Genomic DNA, 18,677 nt, shown 5'->3' with positions numbered 1-18,677 from the left:
CTTCGTCCTTCCCATCCCATTGATGCCTCAGGATGGTACCGGTGTCGATCAGGCGGCGAGTTCCCGGAGCGCTCCCACGATGGCCTGCTGCAGCTCAGCCGGGGTCAGGTCGTCCCGGTCGTCGGGCAGCGCGGCGACCAGCATCGGGGCCAGCGCCCGCGCCAGCGCCACCTCGTCCACGCCGTCCCTGGTGGCGAGGGTGACGATCGCGGCACGGGCGTCGAGCAGATGGCGGTACGTCCACTGGGCGTACGACGCCAGCGACCAGTGGGTGTTGACGCTGCCGTCCCTGCTGCGGTTGCCGGGCGGCGCCGGGATCAAGCCGTCGGTCTGCAACATGGCGCCCGCCAGAGCGGCCCGTACGTCCTTGTCCTTGAGCATCGTCAGGAACTCGGTCTTCGTCATGGTGCCCTCCTCAGGGATCAGCCCGATGTGTGTCAGCCACCGCGTGACCAGGCGGACCATGCGGTGGCCGTCGGCGTCGCGGTGCTCGGACAGGTGCGTGTGCGTCCGGTGGCTGTCGTCGCCGGTGGTGCGCCGGCCCAGCCGGTCCCAGCGCCGGACCGTCTCGCCGTCCGGGCTGTAGATCACTTCTCGCAGGTCACGGGTGTCCGGGTCGTCGGCCCGGCACAGCGGGACCAGCCAGGCGTTGAAGTCGTACAGGTCGAAGGCGCCGCGCGGGGTGCGGACCTTGAAGTAGCCGATGTCCAGCGCCGACGCGTGCTCGTCGAGCCCGTCGCGGTCCCGGCGCGACTCGTCGACCGAATACCGGTCCCGGCCGGCCCGCAGATCGTCCCGGCCCAGGTGGTAGGAGTCTCCGCCGCCCGCATGTGTTGCGTCCCCGACGATCCCGGCCTCCAGCGGATCAAGATCATCATGCACGGTACGGCCGGGATGCCGGTCGAGGTGCTCCAGCAGCAGACGCCGCGCCGTGAGGTGGTTCGCTTTCGCGACCGTCATCGGGTCGCCCCTTCCGCCGGGCCGGTAACTTGCCCTGGCTAACGGCCGTCCGGCCGCTTGGTGATGTTCTTGCGCCGGCGGTTCGTCACATCCGGTGCAGCGGTCCACGGCTCGGCATCCACGACACCCGCTCGGCTTCGCCCGGATCGGTGAAGACCAGCACCGACTCGTCGAGCCGCCGCCAGGTGAGCTCACCCGCCCAGCCCTCGTCCGACTCGCCGGCCATGAGAAGCAGCTCCCGCTCCGCGAACCGGATCCGCACCTCGGCGAGAACATCGCCGTCGCGGTAGACCTCCACGTCCTGCACCAGGCCGGTGGGCAGTTCGGTCAGGGTGCGGCGCCGGAACCCGCGGCCCCAGTCGTCGCCCGCGCGGATCGTGCCCGGCTCCGCCCTCAGCCCGAAGCCGAGGTCATCCTGACAGGTGCCGATGGTCACGGCCGGACCGGACGCGCACACCATCTCCAGCAGGAACAGCTGCAGGCAGGGCTCGGTGGCGTACTCGGGCACGCCCTCGTCGCCGCCCCGGACCGACATCTCCACGCCCTGCCACGCCTCGATGCTCCGGCCCCGCAGCGCCGAGAACGCCGCGGCCAGCGCGGCCGGCCAGACGTCCCTCATCGGCGCAGCAGACGGCGAAGGATCGGGGCCACCGCTGCGGCGAGGGCCGGGTCGTCGTCGCCGTGCATGGCCAGGTTGATCACGCCCATCACGGCGTGCGCCGAGTCTGCGCCGGTGACGGCAGCGACGAGGTCGGCGGGGGAGAAGTCGGCCAGCAGGGCGCGCGCCACCGCCCCACCGCCCAGTAGCGCCTCCCCGGGCGCCGGCAGCCCGCCCAGCCACGACAGCAGCGCCGCCGCCCGATCGGCGGGTGCCGGGATCGCCGCCGCCAGCCGCTGCCGGGCATCCTCGATCCGGTCGGCCGGGACGTCCCCGGCCCGCCGCCCGCTGAACTCCGCCAGCACGGGCTGCGCGGCAGGGTCGGCCTTGCCCGCCCTACGCGACTTCAGGTGAGCGGTGAGCGGGGCCCAGAACAGAGCCAGTTGATGGGGTACGCCGTGCCGCGCCAGCAACAGATGCAGAGCCGTCGGATCGCTCACGTCGAGGTCGTTGCGGAACCGGGACCGATCCCAGCTGATCGACCCGAAACCGTGAATGCCCGCGTGGAGAACCACCTCCCCCTCGCCGTCGCGCAGCACGATGGTCGGGCCGCCGTGGCAGCGGCAGATGTCCCCGCTGAACCGTCCCGTCGTCGTCAGCGCCCGTACCTCGCCGACGGCGCCGGGCTCGTCGATCTCGGCCAGCAGCTCACGATCGTCGATCGGGCCACCGTTCTCACCGCCCGCGACGACCTGCACCAGCACCGTCCGCGACCAGGCGTCGTCGAGTTCCCGGCGGATCCGGGCCTCGGTGAGCCCCGACCCGCTCACAGCAGACCCCGCTCACGTGCCCGGGCCAGTTGATCCGGCGTGAGGCAGTCGGTCAGGTTCCGGTGCAGGTCCGCCAGTTCGAGGTCCACGGCGTACACCAGGAAGTCGTCGGTGACCGGCAGCGTGCCGGGCCAATCGTGATCGTTGAGGCGGGCCGCCACCGCGCACAGCAGCCGCCGGCCGGCCTCGGACCCGGCCGCCACGTCATGGTCACGCGTGTCGAGCAGCGTGAGTTCCTGCCGCACCAGCCGCAGCGCCGCCGTGTCGTCGGCGGCCACCTCGGCGACGGCCGTGAAGTCCGCCGGCGCCCACGCGGCCGGCGCGTCGATCGAACGCAACGCGGCACGTTCCTCCGCGGTGGCCGCGCAGATCTCGACGGACAGCTCGGCCGGCAGATGGTAGGACAGGGCGATACAGTCGACGGGCCCGTCGGCCGCCAGCCCCGCCGCCGCGGCCGGGATCAGCCGTACCAGCGTGTCCTCGATGTCCCGGCAGGCCGCGCCGAGGTCGAATCCGGTCGGCGGCCGCTCGTAGCGCACCTCGGACCGGCCGCCCGCGGTCTCGACGAGCCGGAACAGCCCCGCGTCGTCGTGCTCGGCCGTCAGCACCGACCGTGAGCGCCTGTCGTCCTCGATCGCGACGCGGCTGATCCGCCCGTCGGCGTACGTGTAGGTCTCCCGTCCGGACCCGCCGCGCGCCACCATCTCGGCCGACCGCATCAGCCCGCCCTCGAAGTGGTACTCGTGCAGGTAGATCGGCCGGTCGGGGTCGTAGTGCGCGGCCTCGGCCAGGTCGCCGTCGTACCGCAGGAAGGTCTCGTAGTGGAGGCGGCCGTGCAGGAACCCGCTGTACTCCTCGATCACCACCGGCCGGCCGTCGGCGTCGAACCCGATGCGCAGCACACCCTGATCCGCCGGCGGCCGGGTATCCAGTCGGCGGCCGGGCGCGAGCAGGTCACGCTCGAAATGCAGCGGGCGAGGATCAAGGCCCGGCCACGTGTACCAGTCCCATCGTCCGACGAGCGCGCGCGCCGAGGACCGGCGGGAGTCCCGCTCGTCGGCGAGCCGGGCGAACCGTACGTCAAGATCGGACACCCACGGATCATAGGGGCCCTGTCGGACGTCGTGCCGCCACGCCGGTCAGGCGAGGGACAGGGCCTCCTGGTAGTCGTCGAGGGCTTCGGTGTGGCGGCGGCCCGCGGTGAGGATCATGGTGCGGTCGGTCAGCGCGTGCACCAGCGCCGGCCGGCCGCCGGGAGCGTGGGTGTGCAGTTGCCGGGCCGCGTCGACGCTGTCGTGGAAGGCGGGCAGGGCCGGTTCGAGGAATCGGTGGCCGTGGTGCCACAGCCCGTACACCCCGGTGCGGATCGCCACGCGGCGGCGCAGCGCGGCCCGCTCAGCCAGGTCCGGCGCCCGGCGGGCACGATCGAGCAGCGTGCCGGGACGGTCGACGGCGGGTGCGCCGCACCGGGTGAGCCCGGACTCGTCGAAGTAGCGCTCCCGCAGATCGGGCGACCAGTCGGTGGGGTCCAAACCGAGGGCGGGACGCGGCCGGCCGGCGGTGTGCGGCTCGGCGTCACGGGCCTGAACGGCCAGGAGCACGCCGGCGGAGGAGTACTGGCCTCCGCTCCAGTTCTTGGGCTCGCCGGTGGTGGCCAGCCGCCGGAGCAGGCCGAGCGCCTCATGGCGGGCAGCGACGGCGTCGTCGCGGCGGCCCGCCCGGTCGAGAAGTCGAGCATGCCAGATCAGCGTGTGGAAGACACCGCTCAGCGACGTCCGATCGGTGGCCATCTTGACGCGGTCCTCGTCGAGGAGTGTGCTCAGCCCGGTGATCGCTTCGCCGGTCCGGCCGGCCGCCTCGAGTGCGGCGATCAGGGCCAGCCGGTCCCAGACGGTCGTGCCCCAGCTGTCCTCCGGCAAGGTGATGTCGAGGAGTTCGGTGAGGACGGCCGCCGCTTCGTCGTGCCGGCCCTCCTCGGCCAGGCCGTGCGCCCAGGCCCGTAATCCCCATTCGACCCAGCCGCGTTCGCCGGCGGCGAGCGCGAGACGGCTCGCCGTGGCCATCTCCGCACGAACGGCGAGTCCCTCGGCGCGCCGGCCCAACGCGTACAGGTCACGCTGGTAGGCGCCGAGGGCATGGACGACCAGCTCACCGCGCCGCTGCTCGCCGGCCGGCACGGCACGGACGGCGGTCGCCGTCTCCTCCAGCAACGTCAGCCGGCCCGGGGCCGAGGAGCGCCGGCCATCCCGGTAGCTGAGTTCAAGCAGCGCCTTCACCAGGTGAGCCTGGTAGGCGTGCGGGTTGACCCGAGCCAGAATCCGATACGCCCTGACCTTGTCGTAGGGCCGCGGCTCGGACGATCCGATCAGAACCGTGCGAGCCCACATCTCGAGTTCGTAGTCCACAGTGCCCCGGTCAGCAATGGTCACCCGTTCTCCTCCCGCCCGTGTGGCCCGGCGACCGGATTAGTTTTCTGACGAGTCGGGTACAAGGCGGTCGGCGGGAGACGCCCGCCGGTGAAACGGAGCAGGTCATGCTGGTTTTTGGACTCATCCTCTTGCTGCTGGGCATCCTCCTGAAGGTGTCCATCCTGTACACGATCGGCATCATTCTCCTGATCATCGGTGCCGTGCTGTGGATCCTCGGAGCCGTCGGCCGGCCGGTCGGTGGTCGAAAAGTCTGGTTCTAGCCTCGGCTGACGAACGACGCTGAAAAGGGCGCCCCACCATCGGGTGGGCGCCCTTTCGCGTGGTCGCGGACCGTCAGACGTGACTCAGGACCGCCCGGCAGCGGGCCGCGGCCTTGATCACCCGGGCGATCATCCCCGCCGGCAGGCGTGCCGCCCGGAGCCGCTCCAGCTCGTCGAGCGACTGCTGCGTGCCGAGCAGTTCCAGGGTGAGGATCGCGGCGTTCGCCACGACGGTGTCACGGGAGCCCTGGCCGCGTACCTTCACGGCCGCGTACTCGGCGAGGGCGCCGACCGCCGCCGCGTCTGCCGGCACGGGGTCGGTGACGGCGAGCAGGAACAGCAGCCCGCGCAGCGCCGACGCGTTGTAGGAGTCGATCAGCTCGTCGGCGTCGAAGTAGTCGAATCGGCAGAGACCGATCGTTCGGGGCAGGGGAACCAGCGCGAACCAGTCGTGGACCCGCTGACGCCATCCGGCGGGCAGGTCGAGGGCGCGAGCCTCGCGGCTCCACCGCACCAGCGGACGTGAGCCGGTCACGCGCAGCGCGTGCACGAGCATCGGACGCGCCCCCGGGTCGGCGTCGGCGGCCTCCGCCCACGGCTCACCGGCGTTGAGCAGGCCGTCGGCCTTCGCTATCCACGGCCGCAGCAGTGCCGGCGGATGGCCGTAGTGCGCCGTACGCCGCATGACAGCGATCAATCCGGGCGGCACCGTGCCGGTCTCCCGCTCGGCGACGGCCGCCAGCACGTCCAGGTCGGGGCCGAGGCCGGTGATCTGGGCGCACGCCGCGTCGATCAGGTGCCGGGCGACCGGCCAGGGCATCTCGTCCGGGGTGAGGTTGCGGGCGATCACCCGCTGCAGTTCGCACACCGCCGCCGGTGCGGTCGCGCGGTCGCCGATGGCGAGGATCAGGGTGTGCCGGCGGCGGGCCGGGAGGGCTTCCAGATGGCGCAGCACCATGGCGTCGTCGTACCGCCACGAGTCCTCGTTCGCCGCGCCGAGCGCGATCAGCTCCGTCGCCAGGACGTCGTCGGCACCGGTTTCCAGCAGGTCACGGACACGGTCGAGCCGCTGCGGGCCGGGAATCGTGGAGAGCACGCCGGAAGCATAGACAGGGTGCCGTGCGGGCCGGCCGGCGTGCGCCGGCCGGCCGTCGGTGTGTCAGAGGTGGGCCCGGTCGAGGCTTCGCGGGTCGTCGGGGGCCTGGTAACGGGCGTACAGGCCGCTGCGGGCCACCCGGCGCCACGGGCGGGCCGGGTTGTCGGTGACCAGGTCCAGGTCGGCGGTGGCGATCGCCGACGCCGGCTCGGGTGGGCAGCGGGTCAGCCAGTCGCCGTACGGGCTGATGATGCCGGACGGCGCGTTCGGGGCGTCCTGGGCGGTGCCGGCATAGCTGACCGGGTAGCTGTTGGCGGCGGCCAGCGCCTGTGCCTGCAGTGCGAACGGGCCGTTGTTGACCGGGGTTCCCGGGCCGTGGGTGGAGAACAGCACGCAGTCGACGTCGAGGCGTTCGTACTCCAGGAAGATCTCTGGGAACATCGCCTCCATGCCCATCGCGCAGCCGAACCGGACGCCGTCGACGGTGAACACCACCGGCGCCGACCCCGGCGTGTACAGGTGGCTGACCTTGGTGTTCGACAGCATCCGCTCGTCGTAGCGGGTGACCACGGCGCCGTCATCCCGGATGACGTAGAGGCTCAGGTGCGGGCGGTGCGGTGGCGTCAGCGGGTGCAGCGAGCCCAGGACGGTCCACAGCCGGAGTTCGGCGGCGAGACCGCTGATCGCCCGCAACTCCTCGGTGAGCGTCGGCCAGTCGGCGCGGTCCCAGTCGGCCGGGCCGATGTGGTCCGGCCCGGTGGCCGACATGATCCGCTTGTCGGGGCAGGCCAGTGCCCCCTCGGGCAGGTGCAGCAGCCGTGCCCCGGCCTGGTGGGCCTGACGCATGAGGGCGCGGATGCGGCGGCCGCTGTCGTGCAGCGCCGCGGTGTCGCCGGGATCCGGCTGGACGGTGAGCTGGGCGGCCGACAGTCGCATGGTGGTGTTCTCCGGCATCGATTCTCCTCGCGGAGCCGTGCGGAGGTGCCGCAGCGCAGCGGTGTAGGACTCGCCGGTCTTGGCGGCGCGGGCGCGCACCCGGCGCTTGAAACTCCGGTTTGCTGTCATCGGACCCTCCGCTGTCCCGTGCGTCGACCCCCGCGCGATCAAGACGTCCGGAACCAGCGAACAGCGACGACGACCCGAGATCAGAATCCCTTTGCCTCCGTAGGAGACCGCGCGTCGGGGACGGTCGAGGAGGTTGGGCGTGGGCCACGCCGCCATCGACGTTATCAGCGGCACGGGCAAGGTCGCCAGCACCCGGCGGTCCGGACCACGGCGAACGGCCCTACGGGACCTGACCGGAATTTGCGTCGAGTTTGAGCAGATCTGGAGGTCGGCTGCCGACTGTACGGCCATGGTGTTGTCCAGGATGTCCGTTTTGGCCGTGCCGGTGCTGTCACTGCTGTCTGTTCCGATGCTGGCCGCACCGGCGATCTCGGGTGACGACCCGCCTCCCGGCGGCTATCCCCTGACCTACTCGCTGGCCTCGACGGTGAGCCCGGCCGCGCTGACGGCGGCCGGGTGCTCCGCCGACCCGAACTGTCTCACCGCGCCCGCCCCGGTCGCCGACAGCCGGGTCAACCACACCCGGCTCACCGACCTGATCGAGGTGGCCCGGGCGCGTACCGGCCTGAGCGCGGACGGGGTCGTGCGGTCCGGCCCGGTGCCGGTGACGGTGTTCCTGCCGGCCGGGGAGTGGCTGCTCAGCAAGGGTCTGCGGCTGCCGCCGTACGTCAGCCTGCGCGGCGCCGGGATCACCGCGACCGTGCTGCGGATGGACCCCACGACCACCGCGAACTGGCAGTACAGCAGCATCATCCGGCACAACGACGTCAAGACGCCGGGCAGCACCCAGCTGGTCGCCGACCTCACCGTCAACGGCGACTGCCGGGCCGGGGCCGGCGCGCCGGCGCCGGCGACGATGCCGGCCCGGCCCGGTCAGGACTGCGACTTCCGCGGGCTGCGCGGCGCCACCACCAACATGGGCGGGGGCGTGGCGGTCGGCGACGGCTGGACGGTGCGGCAGGTTCGGATCACCAACGTCGAATACTTCAAGATCTGGGTGTACGACGCCAAGGACGTCCGCATCGTCGACAACCGGTTCGACAACTGGGGTGGTGCGGAGTCCGGCGACGAGGACAACATCGGCGGTGGCCGCAACGAGAACGTGGTCGTCGAGTACAACCAGTTCGACCGGACCATCCGCGGCAACGGCATCGACTTCACCAACGCGGTGCGCCCGATGATCCGCAACAACACCGTCTTCACCGACCGGGCCGTCGCGGACGCCCGGGACGTCGCCGACTACGGCACCTTCTATCTGGAGGGCGTGCCGGAGGCCACCATCACCGCGAACCTGCTCTACGGCGCGCACATCGTGCTGCAGTCCAACAGCGGCTACGAGCACGTCGGCAACAACCGGGACATCACCAACCCGCGGGCCTCGACGGTCACCGCCAACCGGATCGTCGACTCGTTCGACGCGGGCGTCACCATCAGCTACGGCGACTACACCGGCCAGGACCACGTGATGCGTGCCGGCGGCGGCAACCTGGTGCACGGCAACACGATCGTGCGGCCGGCCCAGTCCGGTGTGATGATCATCGGACAGGCGGACCGGCAGAAGACGTCGGCGGACACGGTCACCGGCAACCTCGTCGAGAACGCGGGGGCCGGTGGGGCGTACGAGTACAACACCGGCGCCGGAACGTTCGACACCAGCGGCATCGCGATCGGCATCGGCGCCGGCGACCGGGTCTACGGCAACACGATCACCGACCGCGTCGACGACAAGCACCGCCGCCCGACGACCTGGTTCGGGGTCCAGCTGGGTGGCCGCAACGCGCCGACCACGGTCCGCGGCACCGTGCTGAGCAGCGCGAACGGATCGGTGAACACCGTCACCGGCGTGATCGGCCACGCCGTCCGCGGCGCCTCGGTCGCGTCCGCGCCCGGCGACCCGGTCCTGACCGCCGGCACCCTCACCTGGGCGGAGAGCGAACCGCAGGGCGGCCTGCCGATCGCCGGTTACCGGGTGTTCCGTGACGGCCGGATGATCGTCGACCTGCGCACCGGCGGCGCGATCCCCGGCAACCTGCTGCCCGCCGGCGACCTCGGGTCGTACACGCCGGTCACCGCCGTGACCGTCGGCCGGCAGGGCGAGACGCTGTCCCTGACCGCCACTGCCGACGGGACCGTCGCCGCCGCCGGCCGGCTGGTCCCGGTCGTCGCGGGCCGCGACTACACGGCGGTCGCGTCCTACCAGGCCTCGGCCGGGCGGGGGCAGCGGGCCCGGACCGGCATCGAGTTCTACGACAGCCGCAAGGTCCGGATCACCCGGACGACCACCGCGAACATCGGCTCGGTGGAGACCGCCGGCCTCTGGATCACCAGCGCGTACACCGGTGTCGCGCCGCCCGGGGCGGCCTACGCCAAGGTGTACGTCTCGGTCGACGACACCGCCAGGGGCGACGTGCACCTGGTGGACCGCATCGGCCTGGTGGCCGGTGTGCGGACCCAGGGCTGGACCGACCCGGCCACGGTGGCCGGGGCGGCGTACCACGTCGTCGCCTACCAGCCGAACGGTGACCTCGGCGCGGTCGCGGCGGCCCGGGCGGTGAAGCCATGACGTAACAAGAACGCCGCTTGATCAGGACTTGAGCTTCGGCCGTCAGATTTGACGAGTCACCACGCACCAAGCAAACGGGGTTTTCGATCATGAAGTTTTGGCGTCACACCGCAATGCTGGGCCTCGCCGTCGCCGGCGGTCTTCTCGCCGTGCCGCAGGCGGCCTCGGCGGCGCCCGTCAGCGTCGCCGAGGTGCCCAGCACGCCGATGGGTGTGCAGCAGATCCGTTCCACCGTCAACGCGTCACAGACCGACGTCTACTGGAAACCGGCCACCCACGCCACCCGGTACCGGGTCAAGGTCACCGACGGCAGCACGATCACCAACTACCTGGTGCCGGCGACGCAGGCCCAGGTCAACGGCCGGTACAAGCTGACCGTGGCCACCGCCGACAAGTGCGCCACCTACCGGATCACGGTCCGCGCCGAGGACAGCCTCGGCCAGGGCGCGTCGGTGACGGTCACCGAGAAGACGCTGGCGCCGACCATCGTCACCAAGGCCCGCGCCTACCGGGCCGCCGACCGGACCCGGGCCACCTTCGAGATGTCCTCGCCGCAGTGGAAGGGCTACCTCGGCGGCCCGACCGGCGGCGCCACCCAGGACAACCTCAAGGCCCCGACCATCGGCGTGACCCTCAACCTGCAGCTGGTCCGGATCATCGACAAGAAGGTCATCACCACCGTCAGCGCCACCCAGACCGGCTGGACCAACGCCAAGTTCTCCAAGATCTTCACCGGTCTCGACCCCAAGCGGGCCTACTACGTGAAGGTCAGCACCGCCAACGGCTGGGGCACCTGCACCCGCCAGGACGGCAGGATCAAGCTCAACGCCGTCCCCAGCTGACGGCTCACCGGACGACGGCGGGCGACCAGGCGTTCTCGATGAACACCTCGGGCGACCCGCCGCCGTCCGCGTCGGCCACCCACACGTCCGAACGCTGCGCGCCGACCTTGCCGGTACGCAGCCCGTAGAGGACACGGTCGTCGTCGAGCCACTCCGCCTGGTCGTCGACGCTGCGGGTCTCGGCCAGCAGGGTCTCGTGCCCGGTCGCCAGGTCTAGCACGGCCAGCCGCCACTGCCCGTCGGGCAGGTCGCCGTGCCGTTTGTAGGCGACGCGAGTGCCGTCCGGTGACAGCGACGGGCACTCGACGTCCGGGTGCAGGGCGGTCAGGGTACGCGCCGACACGCTGCCCCGGACCAGCCACGTGCGCCCCTCGGACGCGCCGGTGGCGTAGAACGTGTCGCCGTCCGGGGCGAACGTGACGCCCCAGAAGTTGCGGTCGGCGCGCCGGTTCACCCGGCCGCCGACACGGAACTCGAAGTCCTCCAGGGCGGCCCGGCCACCGCCGGCCACGTCGCTGATCGTGGTCCGGGTGGAGAACCGGCCCGGCGAGTTGTACGAGTCGCCGTAGATGAACGCGGTGGTCGCCACGCGTGCCGAGTCGCGGGCCATCCGGGTGCGGCTGGACAGGCCGGGGAAGCTGTCCAGCTCACGTTCGGCGGTCCAGGCGGGGGTGAGCAGGTGTACCTGGTAGGTGCGGCTGACCGCGGTGGACCGGGCGGCCAGGCAGACGGCGCGCACGCGTGTCGCGTACACCCGGTCGCAGCTCGCCGGGGTGATCGCCCGTGCCCCGCCCGGCGCTCGCAGCGGCGTCAGCGCCACGTGCCCCTCGTCCGGGCCGGCCGCGGTGTTGCGGAACACCACGTGCGGCTCGGCGGCGATCGTCGTCAGGTCGGCCGCGGTGTCGGCGGTGTTCCGGGTGGCGGCGGTCCGATCGGCGTACGCGTCGGCGACGTAGGCGATCGACCCGGTCAGGGCGACCGCGGTGAACACCACGAAAGCCAGCAGGCGGACCCGGCCCGTACCGATCGTCATCGTCAACCCCCCGGTCGTCTGGAATCCCGACTCTCCCGCGCCGCCGGTGTGCCCCGGGTCGCCTCCGGGTTGCCGGGCCGGAGCGGGCGGGCGGCAACCGGTTCGCACCCGTGCCCGCGACCGGACGGCCACCGGGACCGGCGATCGTGCTGGGGTGGGTTTCTCACTGAGCCGGCGCCGCCGGCGCCAAACCGGGCTGATCGCCGGGATGCTGGCCGCCGTGCTGCTGCCGACCGCGGGCTACGCCGCGCTGGGCGGTGACGACAGCGCCAAGACCGGCCCGACCCGGACCGCCGTGCCGCAGGTCGCCGCGGACGCCGACGGGGAGCTGATCGCCGCTGTCGGCGACATCGCCTGCGCGCCCACCAACCTGGTCTACCGCGGTGGTGAGGGCAGCCCGGCCGGCTGCCGGGAGAACAGCGTCGCCGCCCTGCTCGCCGGTCAGCGCCTGGCCGCGTTCCTGCCGCTGGGCGACCTGCAGTACGAGAAGGGCCGGGCCGAGGAGTTCACCAACGTGTACGACCAGTTCTTCGGCCCGTACAAGGCGATCAGCCGTCCGGTGCCGGGCAACCACGAGTACCAGACCTCCGAGGGCGGCGGCTACTACGGCTACTTCGGCAAGCAGGCCGAGCAGGAGAACTCCTACGGCGTGCCGGGCGCGTACAGCTACGACATCGGCAGCTGGCACATGATCGCGATCAACTCGAACCTTTGCGGCCCGCTCACCCCCTGCGGTCCCGGCAGCAAGATGATGAACTGGCTGAAGTCGGACATGGAAGCCCACCCGAACCGGTGCACGCTCGCCTACTGGCACCACCCGCTGTGGTCGGCCGGCCACCACGGTGACTACGCGCCGCTCACCCCGGTGTGGAACGCGCTGCTCGACGGCGGCGTCGACGTGGTGCTGGTCAGCCACGACCACAACTATCAGCGGTTCGTGCCGATCGGCCGGGCCGACACGGTGAACGGCACGTCGATGGCCCCGCCCGTGGTGGTCCCCGAGAACGAGGGCATGCGGCAGTTCATCGTCGGCACCGGTGGCGCCAACAACTACGACGTCGCCGACGAGCACGAACGTCCCGACCTGGCCGGGCGGATCGCGGCGAAGTACGCCGACACGTCCGTCGCGCTGTTCGGGATGCTGTTCATGCGCCTGGCCGAAGGCGGGTACTCCTGGGAGTTCGTCCAGGCCCAGCCCGCCCCGATCGACTTCCACGACGCGGGGACCGGGACATGTCACTGATCCGCGCCGGCTATCGGCGGCCCACGGCGTACCTCGTCGTCCTGATCCTTCTCGCTGTCTTCGGGGTGACCGCCGAGGCGATGGCGGCCGGCTCCGGCATCGCCGCGCCGACCAAGCTCACCGCGGTCGCCGGCGACGGGACCGTCACCCTCACCTGGACCCGGGCGTCCGGGGCGGTGAGTGTCGACGTCATCCGCAACGGGACCGTCTTCGCCAAGCAGGTCACCGGCAGCAGGTGGACCACCCACACGGTCCGCAACGGCGTCACCTACAAGTACGCGCTGCGCAGCGTCGACGCCAAGGGCCGCCGCTCGGCCAAGAGCGCCACCAAGACGGTCACCCCGCAGGCGCCGCCGCCCGCCCTCAACGGCGTCGCGGTCCGCAACCAGAACGGGCAGGTCGCGCTGACCTGGCAGAAACCGAACAACACCATCGCCGCTACGGTCCGCGCCCGGGTGGACGGCGCCGTCCGGGGCACCGCCAAGGTCGCCGACCAGGTGCTGACCATCGGCGGGCTCACCAACGACAAGTCGTACCTGATCAGCCTCGAAGCGCTGAACAAGAACGGCAGCGCCGGCAAGTCGGTGCAGGTCACCGCCATCCCCAGCGAGGAGGAGCAGCGCTCCCCGTTCGGGCTCACCGCCACCGGCGGAGCGGCCCGGGTGGACCTGAGCTGGAACCCGGTCGCCGGCGCCCAGCGTTACCACGTCTACCGCAACGGCGAGATGCTCTCCACCGTCGCCGCTCCGGCGGTCACCGCGGCCGACGTCAACCTCACCAACACCGTCACCTACAAGTACCAGGTCCGTGTCGTGGTCTCCGGGCAGCTGTCCGGGCCCTCACCGATCAAGGTCGCCACCCCGCTCGCGATCCCGGCCACACCCGGCCCGGTCACCGCACAGCCCCGCGACGGCGCGGTCCTGCTGAGCTGGCCGGAGCCGGACGACCCGGTCGCCGCCTACGAGGTCTACCGCAACAACACCAAGGTCACCGAGATCCCCGGAACCGCGCTCACCTACACCGACACCGGGCTGGTCAACAAGAAGACGTACCAGTACCAGATGGTCGCGTACAACGCCAACAAGTCCGCCGGGCCGCGTTCGGCCACGGTCTCGGCCGTCCCCGGCCCCGCCCCGGGCGCCCCGGCCGCGCCCGCCGTCGTCGCCGGCGACAGCAAGGTCACCCTGTCCTGGACCGGCGGCGGCACCGGCCGCTGGGTGCTGCTGCGGGACGGCAACGCCCTCGGCGGCGTCCTCACCGGCACCGGCTTCGTCGACACGTCGGCGATCAACGACATCACCTACCGGTACGCGCTGGTGGCCGTCGGCGCCGACCAGCAGTGGTCACCGCCGTCCACCGCCGTCGCGGCCACCCCGCGGGCCATCCCGCCGAACGCGCCGACCGGCCTGCGCGCCGTCGCGGGCAACACCGAGGTGACGCTGACCTGGGACATGCCGCTGCCCGCCGCGGCACGCTACCGGGTCTACCGCGACGGCGCCCGGGTCGCCGAGGTGGCCGCCTCCCCGGCTCGTGACGGCGCCCTCGACAACGACACCACCTACGAGTACCGGGTCACCGCCCTGGACGCGCGTGGTGTCGAGTCGGCGCCCACGGCCACCGTCACCGCCCGGCCCACCCCGCCGGCCGAGGACGTCCCCACGGTCACCGCGACCGGGCTGCACGAGGCCGCGCAACTGACCTTCACCCCCGCGCAGGGCCGTACGGTAGCTGAGTGGCGGGTGCTGCGCGACGGCGTCGAGATCGCCCGGACCGCCCTGCCGGCCAGCACCGACCGCCAGCTCACCGACGGCCGGACCTACCGCTACCAGGTGCAGAGCGTGTACGACGACGGCACCGTCTCGCCGCTGTCCGTGGTCGCCGTGGCGGCGCCCCGCGCGCCGTGGCAGTCCGTGTCGGTCGGCAGCGCGTTCACCTGCGCCGTGCACGTCAACGGGACCGCCCGCTGCTGGGGCGCCAACGAGAGCCGCCAGCTCGGCGACCTGTCCACTGTCAACTCGGCCGCCGCGCCGGTCACGGTGACCGGGCCCACCGGGGTCACCCAGGTCGCGGCGGGCACCCGCCAGGCCTGCGCGGTCACCGGCCGCGGGGTGCTGTGGTGCTGGGGAGCGGTGCTCGGCAAACCGGAGCAGACCACCCGTCCGGTCGTGGTCCCCGGCGTGTCCGGGGTCACCGCCGTGGACACCGACGGCGGCGCCGCCTGCGCCGTCGCCGCCGGTGGCGCGGTCTGGTGCCTCGGCGACGGCTCCCGCGGCCAGCTCGGCGGCCCCGCCTCCAGCACCGTCCCGGTCAAGGTCACACTGCCCGACGGTGGCACCGCCACCGCCGTCACGGTCGGCGGCGGCCACGCCTGCGCGCTGCTCACCGGCGGCTCGATCGCCTGCTGGGGCGCCGACGACCACGGCCAGCGCTCCGGCACGCCGTCCACCACGCACACGCCGGTCCGGGTCGCCGGGGTGACCGGTGCGTCGGCGGTGTCCGCCGGCGCCGACCACACCTGTGTGCTCACCGGCATCGCGGTGTCCTGCTTCGGCGGCAACGACGTCGGCCAGCTGGGCCGTACCGTCGCCGCGACCGGCGGCCCCGCCGCGGTCACCGTGCCCGCCGCCACCGCGGTCAGCGCCGGCAACCACTACACCTGCGTGACCCTGCTCTCCGGGCAGGCCCGGTGCTTCGGCGCCGGCCGTTCCGGGCAGCTCGGCGACGGCGCCGGCCTGGACTGGGCCGTCCCGATGACCGTCCTCAACCTGGACACCGCCATGGCCGTGTCCGCGGCCGGCGGAACCGGCGCCACCACGTGCGCCCTGACCCGCGACGCCTCCCTGTGGTGCTTCGGCGCCAACGGCTCCGGACAGCTCGGCACCGGCGCCGACAGCCGCTCGTCGCGGCCCAGCCAGCCGATCGCCGGTCTGGGCGGCACCACCCGCATCGCCCTCGGCGCCGACGCCGGCTGTGTCGTCCGCGGCACCGAGGTGTGGTGCTGGGGCGACAACCGGTGGGGCGCCGCCGGCGGCGTGGCCGGGATCCCGGTCCCGCACCCGGCGCGGGTGCCGCTGCCCGAGGGCGTCAAGGCCCGCACGGTCGCCGTCGGCGCCGCCACCACGTGTGTGCTGTCCGAGGCCAACGAGGTCTACTGCTGGGGCGCCAACGACGTCGGGCAGGCCGGTCAGCCGGCGGCCCGTACCGTCACCCCCGCCCTGGTGCCGATCAAGGGCGCCAGCGAGATCTCCGTCGGCGACCAGCTGACCTGCGTACGGCGGGCCAACGGCACCCTGTGGTGCTTCGGCCGTGCCGACCTGCTCGGCGCCGGCCTGACCGAGAAGGCCCCCCACCCGGAGCCGGTGCAGGTCGTCGACGACACCGGCCAGCCGCTCGCCGGGATCTCCCAGGTCACGGTCGGCCCCGGGCACGTCTGCGCCACCGAGCGGTACGTCGAGACCACCCCCACCTCCGGCGGCATGTGGTGCTTCGGCGCCAACACCGACGGCCAGCTCGGCAGCGCCGGCGACGGCGCCGCGGTCGCCCGGCGGGTGCCCGGCCTGTACGGGGTGATCGCCCTCGGCGTCGGCCGCGCCCACACGTGCGCCGTGGCGCTGCTGCCGAGCCGTGCGCTGTGGTGCTTCGGCGCCAACGAGTCCGGCCAGCTCGGCCTCGGTGACCTGAAGGGCCGTACCTCGCCCACCCTGGTCGAGGACGTGAAGGCGTCCCGCCTGGCCGTCGCCGGTGACCTGACCTGCGTGAAGAGCCCCAACCCGCAGGGCTGGTGCTTCGGCGCGGGCGGCGGCGGCCAGACCGGCAACGGCCTGCTGCGCGCCGGCGAGCCGCTGGCGCAGGTGCTCTACGACCGCGAGGGCATCCTGCTGGTCGCCCACCTGGCCACCAACGGCACGACGACGTGCGCGGCCCGCACCGACGGCGCGGTGACCTGCTGGGGCGCCCGCACCCTGACGTCGTTCGGCGAGGGCCCGGTTCTCGGTTACCCCACCGCCTACGTGGTGGACTGACGGTCGACGGTCAGACCAGCCAGCGCTCGAGGTCGCGAGCCCGGTCCTCGGTCTGCTCGATGACTGCCGCCATCACCGTGGCGGTGATCCGGTCGAGTTCGTCCGGGGTGTACTCGCCGAGACGGACCAGCCGCTGGATCCACCTTCGCGCGAGGCGGTCGGCGGCCAGGCCGGAGCTGCTGGTGAGCGCGCCGATCGCGAGGCTCGCCAGCTGCGGGTCCAGGGATGGGGCGAACCTGCTCCTGGCTCGTTCCATGGCCGAGCTGAAGGCCTGGCTCATCGCGTCCTGCGGAACGCCGAACGGGGTCAGCAGCCCCGGTGCGCTGTGCTCGGTGAGACGCTCGGCTCGGTCGACGCGATCGACGATCAGGTCCAGGCGGTCGGAGAACAGATCCGGCAGTATCAGGTCCAGCCGTACACGGTCGGCGGGGATTCCGTGGCGCCGGCAGATCCTCTCCACGCGCATCGACAGGTAGTAGGCGAGCGCATCGGCAAGGGCACGTGTCGCCTCGTACATCCCGAATTTGATGTGGCTGGTGAGAGCGGCGGCTGAGCTGTGCGCCTCCAACATCTGCCCGGCGACCTTGTCCTTCAAGGTGCTGAGGGCCTGCACCGCCTCGGCCCGGACCAGCTCTCTAGTCGCCGGATCCTCGATCAGCTCGGTGACCTCACGCCGGAAGCGACGCACCCCGGCCCGGTGCTGACCGTTGCTCACCAGCCCGCGGGCGACCGCGAACGCCGGCTCGTCGTCGTGCTCGACGATCGAGGTGGAGAAGACCTCACGGCACAGACGGTCGGCGAGTGGCATGCGCGATCCGCCACCGGTGAGCACCAGCAGGTGCGGGAGTTCGCCGAGCTGGTCGGCGACCTCGATGAGCACGGCACGGAAGTGGTCACCCCACCCACCGGGCGCTGCCACCGTCTGCGCGATCTCCAGATTGAGCAGCCACGTCCATGCGCTGGCGACGATCGGCCGGAATCGTTCCTCGCACGACTCACGCAGATCCATGATCCGGCGCGGAATGCCGGAGAACTGAGCCTCTTTGGCCCATCGGCAGGCCAGCAGGAGGAAGTCCGGTCCACCGTCGCAGGCCAGCGCCTCGGCCAGCGCGGTGTCGTGGGGCAGAGCGGCCCGGACCAGTTCGGCGAGTTGCTCGTCGATCTGTCTGCAGCCGAGGGCGGCGCCGACCGGAAGGTTCCGTGGGGAGAGGTCCTCGACGATGGTGAAGTCGGTGGTGGAGGAGCCGATGTCGACGATCAGGACCCGTTCGAGTTGCCGCTGGTCACGGCCACGGTCGCGGACGTGCAGGAGGGCCGACTGCGATTCCGGCATCAGGTGCACCGGCACTTCCAGCCGGTTGAGGTGACGGCCGTACGCGTCGACGACCTCGGCCGGCCAGCCCGCCGGGTGCCCGACGAACACCACACCGTCGCGTACCACATCCGGATGCTGCTCCTGGAACTCGGTGAGCAAGGCCTGTGCGAACAGGACGGCATCCGGGGCATGCGGCGACTGCACGTCCGGCACGGTCTTGAAATTGACGCCGAAATGGGTCGCCCCGTGGCTGGTGACGGCCTCGTCCCCGATGAGCCGCCGGCCGGTGCCGGTTGGTGACCGAACCATGGCCGTCACGATGCTGCGTTCGCGAGAGCGTGGCCGCGTATAGATCTGCATCGGTTCGGAGCGGTCGGCCGGCGCCCAGGCCAGGCAACTCTCACCGTCGCCGATGTCAAGT

14 protein-coding genes are annotated in these 18,677 nt (G+C 72.2%); 5 read left to right on the top strand and 9 right to left on the bottom strand.

All coding sequences use genetic code 11. From position 1 onward, the window contains the following. Positions 1-48: 48 nt before the first annotated feature. The 5 genes from BM290_RS17205 to BM290_RS17190 all read right to left on the bottom strand — a co-directional run bounded on the left by BM290_RS17205 (position 49) and on the right by BM290_RS17190 (position 4,817). Positions 49-960: a hypothetical protein gene (locus BM290_RS17205; RefSeq protein WP_093615142.1), complete on the bottom strand. Its 912-nt coding sequence runs from the start codon at positions 958-960 to the stop codon at positions 49-51. An 85-nt stretch (positions 961-1,045) separates the two neighbouring features. Beyond that, the gene (locus BM290_RS17200; RefSeq protein ID WP_093615140.1) at positions 1,046-1,579 is read right to left on the bottom strand and encodes a hypothetical protein; all 534 of its coding nucleotides are present in this window, start codon (positions 1,577-1,579) and stop codon (positions 1,046-1,048) included. Next, complete coding sequence (locus BM290_RS47310; RefSeq protein ID WP_143133794.1) at positions 1,576-2,388, bottom strand: hypothetical protein; 813 nt, start codon at positions 2,386-2,388, stop codon at positions 1,576-1,578. The genes BM290_RS17200 and BM290_RS47310 overlap by 4 nt, the downstream gene beginning before the upstream one ends. Beyond that, positions 2,385-3,482: a hypothetical protein gene (locus tag BM290_RS17195; protein ID WP_093615138.1), complete on the bottom strand. Its 1,098-nt coding sequence runs from the start codon at positions 3,480-3,482 to the stop codon at positions 2,385-2,387. Before BM290_RS17195 ends, BM290_RS47310 begins: the two co-directional genes overlap by 4 nt. A 45-nt stretch (positions 3,483-3,527) precedes the next feature. Continuing rightward, positions 3,528-4,817, bottom strand: a complete 1,290-nt coding sequence (locus BM290_RS17190; protein ID WP_143133793.1) for a hypothetical protein — start codon at positions 4,815-4,817, stop codon at positions 3,528-3,530. Positions 4,818-4,921: 104 nt separating this feature from the next. Here BM290_RS17190 and BM290_RS48350 point away from each other — a divergent pair, with 104 nt between their 5' ends. Continuing rightward, positions 4,922-5,077 (top strand): hypothetical protein, encoded by a 156-nt coding sequence (locus BM290_RS48350; protein WP_093615134.1) that lies wholly within the window; start codon positions 4,922-4,924, stop codon positions 5,075-5,077. Positions 5,078-5,150: 73 nt separating this feature from the next. On the opposite strand, the gene BM290_RS17180 is transcribed toward BM290_RS48350, so the two are convergent. Then, a complete protein-coding gene (locus BM290_RS17180) occupies positions 5,151-6,173 on the bottom strand; it encodes a hypothetical protein (protein ID WP_093615132.1) in 1,023 nt (340 codons plus the stop codon). Positions 6,174-6,236: 63 nt separating this feature from the next. Then, on the bottom strand, positions 6,237-7,238 hold the full coding sequence (locus tag BM290_RS17175) for a carbon-nitrogen hydrolase family protein (protein WP_093615130.1): 1,002 nt from the start codon (positions 7,236-7,238) through the stop codon (positions 6,237-6,239). A 304-nt stretch (positions 7,239-7,542) separates the two neighbouring features. On the opposite strand from BM290_RS17175, the gene BM290_RS17170 reads away from it, so the two are divergent. Next, on the top strand, positions 7,543-9,801 hold the full coding sequence (locus BM290_RS17170) for a right-handed parallel beta-helix repeat-containing protein (RefSeq protein WP_143133792.1): 2,259 nt from the start codon (positions 7,543-7,545) through the stop codon (positions 9,799-9,801). 89 nt (positions 9,802-9,890) lie between these two features. Further along, on the top strand, positions 9,891-10,643 hold the full coding sequence (locus BM290_RS17165) for a hypothetical protein (protein WP_143133791.1): 753 nt from the start codon (positions 9,891-9,893) through the stop codon (positions 10,641-10,643). Positions 10,644-10,647: 4 nt separating this feature from the next. Here the strand turns inward: BM290_RS17165 and BM290_RS17160 are convergent, their stop codons facing one another. Further along, on the bottom strand, positions 10,648-11,676 hold the full coding sequence (locus BM290_RS17160) for a TolB family protein (RefSeq protein WP_203779207.1): 1,029 nt from the start codon (positions 11,674-11,676) through the stop codon (positions 10,648-10,650). Positions 11,677-11,830: 154 nt separating this feature from the next. Between BM290_RS17160 and BM290_RS17155 the strand changes: the two genes are divergently transcribed. Together BM290_RS17155 and BM290_RS17150 are read left to right on the top strand one after the other, a co-directional pair. After that, entirely contained in the window at positions 11,831-12,919 is a 1,089-nt protein-coding gene (locus tag BM290_RS17155; RefSeq protein WP_093615124.1) for a metallophosphoesterase family protein, read from the top strand. Further along, positions 12,910-16,941 (top strand): hypothetical protein, encoded by a 4,032-nt coding sequence (locus tag BM290_RS17150; RefSeq protein ID WP_093615122.1) that lies wholly within the window; start codon positions 12,910-12,912, stop codon positions 16,939-16,941. The genes BM290_RS17155 and BM290_RS17150 overlap by 10 nt, the downstream gene beginning before the upstream one ends. Before the next feature lie 10 nt (positions 16,942-16,951). On the opposite strand, the gene BM290_RS17145 is transcribed toward BM290_RS17150, so the two are convergent. Beyond that, positions 16,952-18,565 carry an Hsp70 family protein gene (locus BM290_RS17145; protein ID WP_143133790.1) on the bottom strand — a complete coding sequence of 538 codons (1,614 nt, stop codon included), beginning with the start codon at positions 18,563-18,565 and terminating at the stop codon, positions 16,952-16,954. Between the last annotated feature and the right edge of the window lie 112 nt (positions 18,566-18,677).

Source organism: Actinoplanes philippinensis (assembly GCF_900113015.1).
GTDB classification, from domain to species: domain Bacteria; phylum Actinomycetota; class Actinomycetes; order Mycobacteriales; family Micromonosporaceae; genus Actinoplanes; species Actinoplanes philippinensis.
Note: the sequence above shows the minus strand (reverse complement) of the source record. Positions and strands in the feature narration are given on the sequence as shown.

What these genes read in the sequence shown, in the direction of transcription:
- BM290_RS17205 (WP_093615142.1), bottom strand. Translation starts at nt 960, where the DNA reads ATGACGGTCGCGAAAGCGAACCACCTCACGGCGCGGCGTCTGCTGCTG.
- BM290_RS17200 (WP_093615140.1), bottom strand. Translation starts at nt 1,579, where the DNA reads ATGAGGGACGTCTGGCCGGCCGCGCTGGCCGCGGCGTTCTCGGCGCTG.
- BM290_RS48350 (WP_093615134.1), top strand. Translation starts at nt 4,922, where the DNA reads ATGCTGGTTTTTGGACTCATCCTCTTGCTGCTGGGCATCCTCCTGAAG.
- BM290_RS17175 (WP_093615130.1), bottom strand. Translation starts at nt 7,238, where the DNA reads ATGACAGCAAACCGGAGTTTCAAGCGCCGGGTGCGCGCCCGCGCCGCC.
- BM290_RS17170 (WP_143133792.1), top strand. Translation starts at nt 7,543, where the DNA reads ATGTCCGTTTTGGCCGTGCCGGTGCTGTCACTGCTGTCTGTTCCGATG.
- BM290_RS17165 (WP_143133791.1), top strand. Translation starts at nt 9,891, where the DNA reads ATGAAGTTTTGGCGTCACACCGCAATGCTGGGCCTCGCCGTCGCCGGC.
- BM290_RS17160 (WP_203779207.1), bottom strand. Translation starts at nt 11,676, where the DNA reads ATGACGATCGGTACGGGCCGGGTCCGCCTGCTGGCTTTCGTGGTGTTC.
- BM290_RS17150 (WP_093615122.1), top strand. Translation starts at nt 12,910, where the DNA reads ATGTCACTGATCCGCGCCGGCTATCGGCGGCCCACGGCGTACCTCGTC.
- BM290_RS17145 (WP_143133790.1), bottom strand. Translation starts at nt 18,565, where the DNA reads ATGGTTCGGTCACCAACCGGCACCGGCCGGCGGCTCATCGGGGACGAG.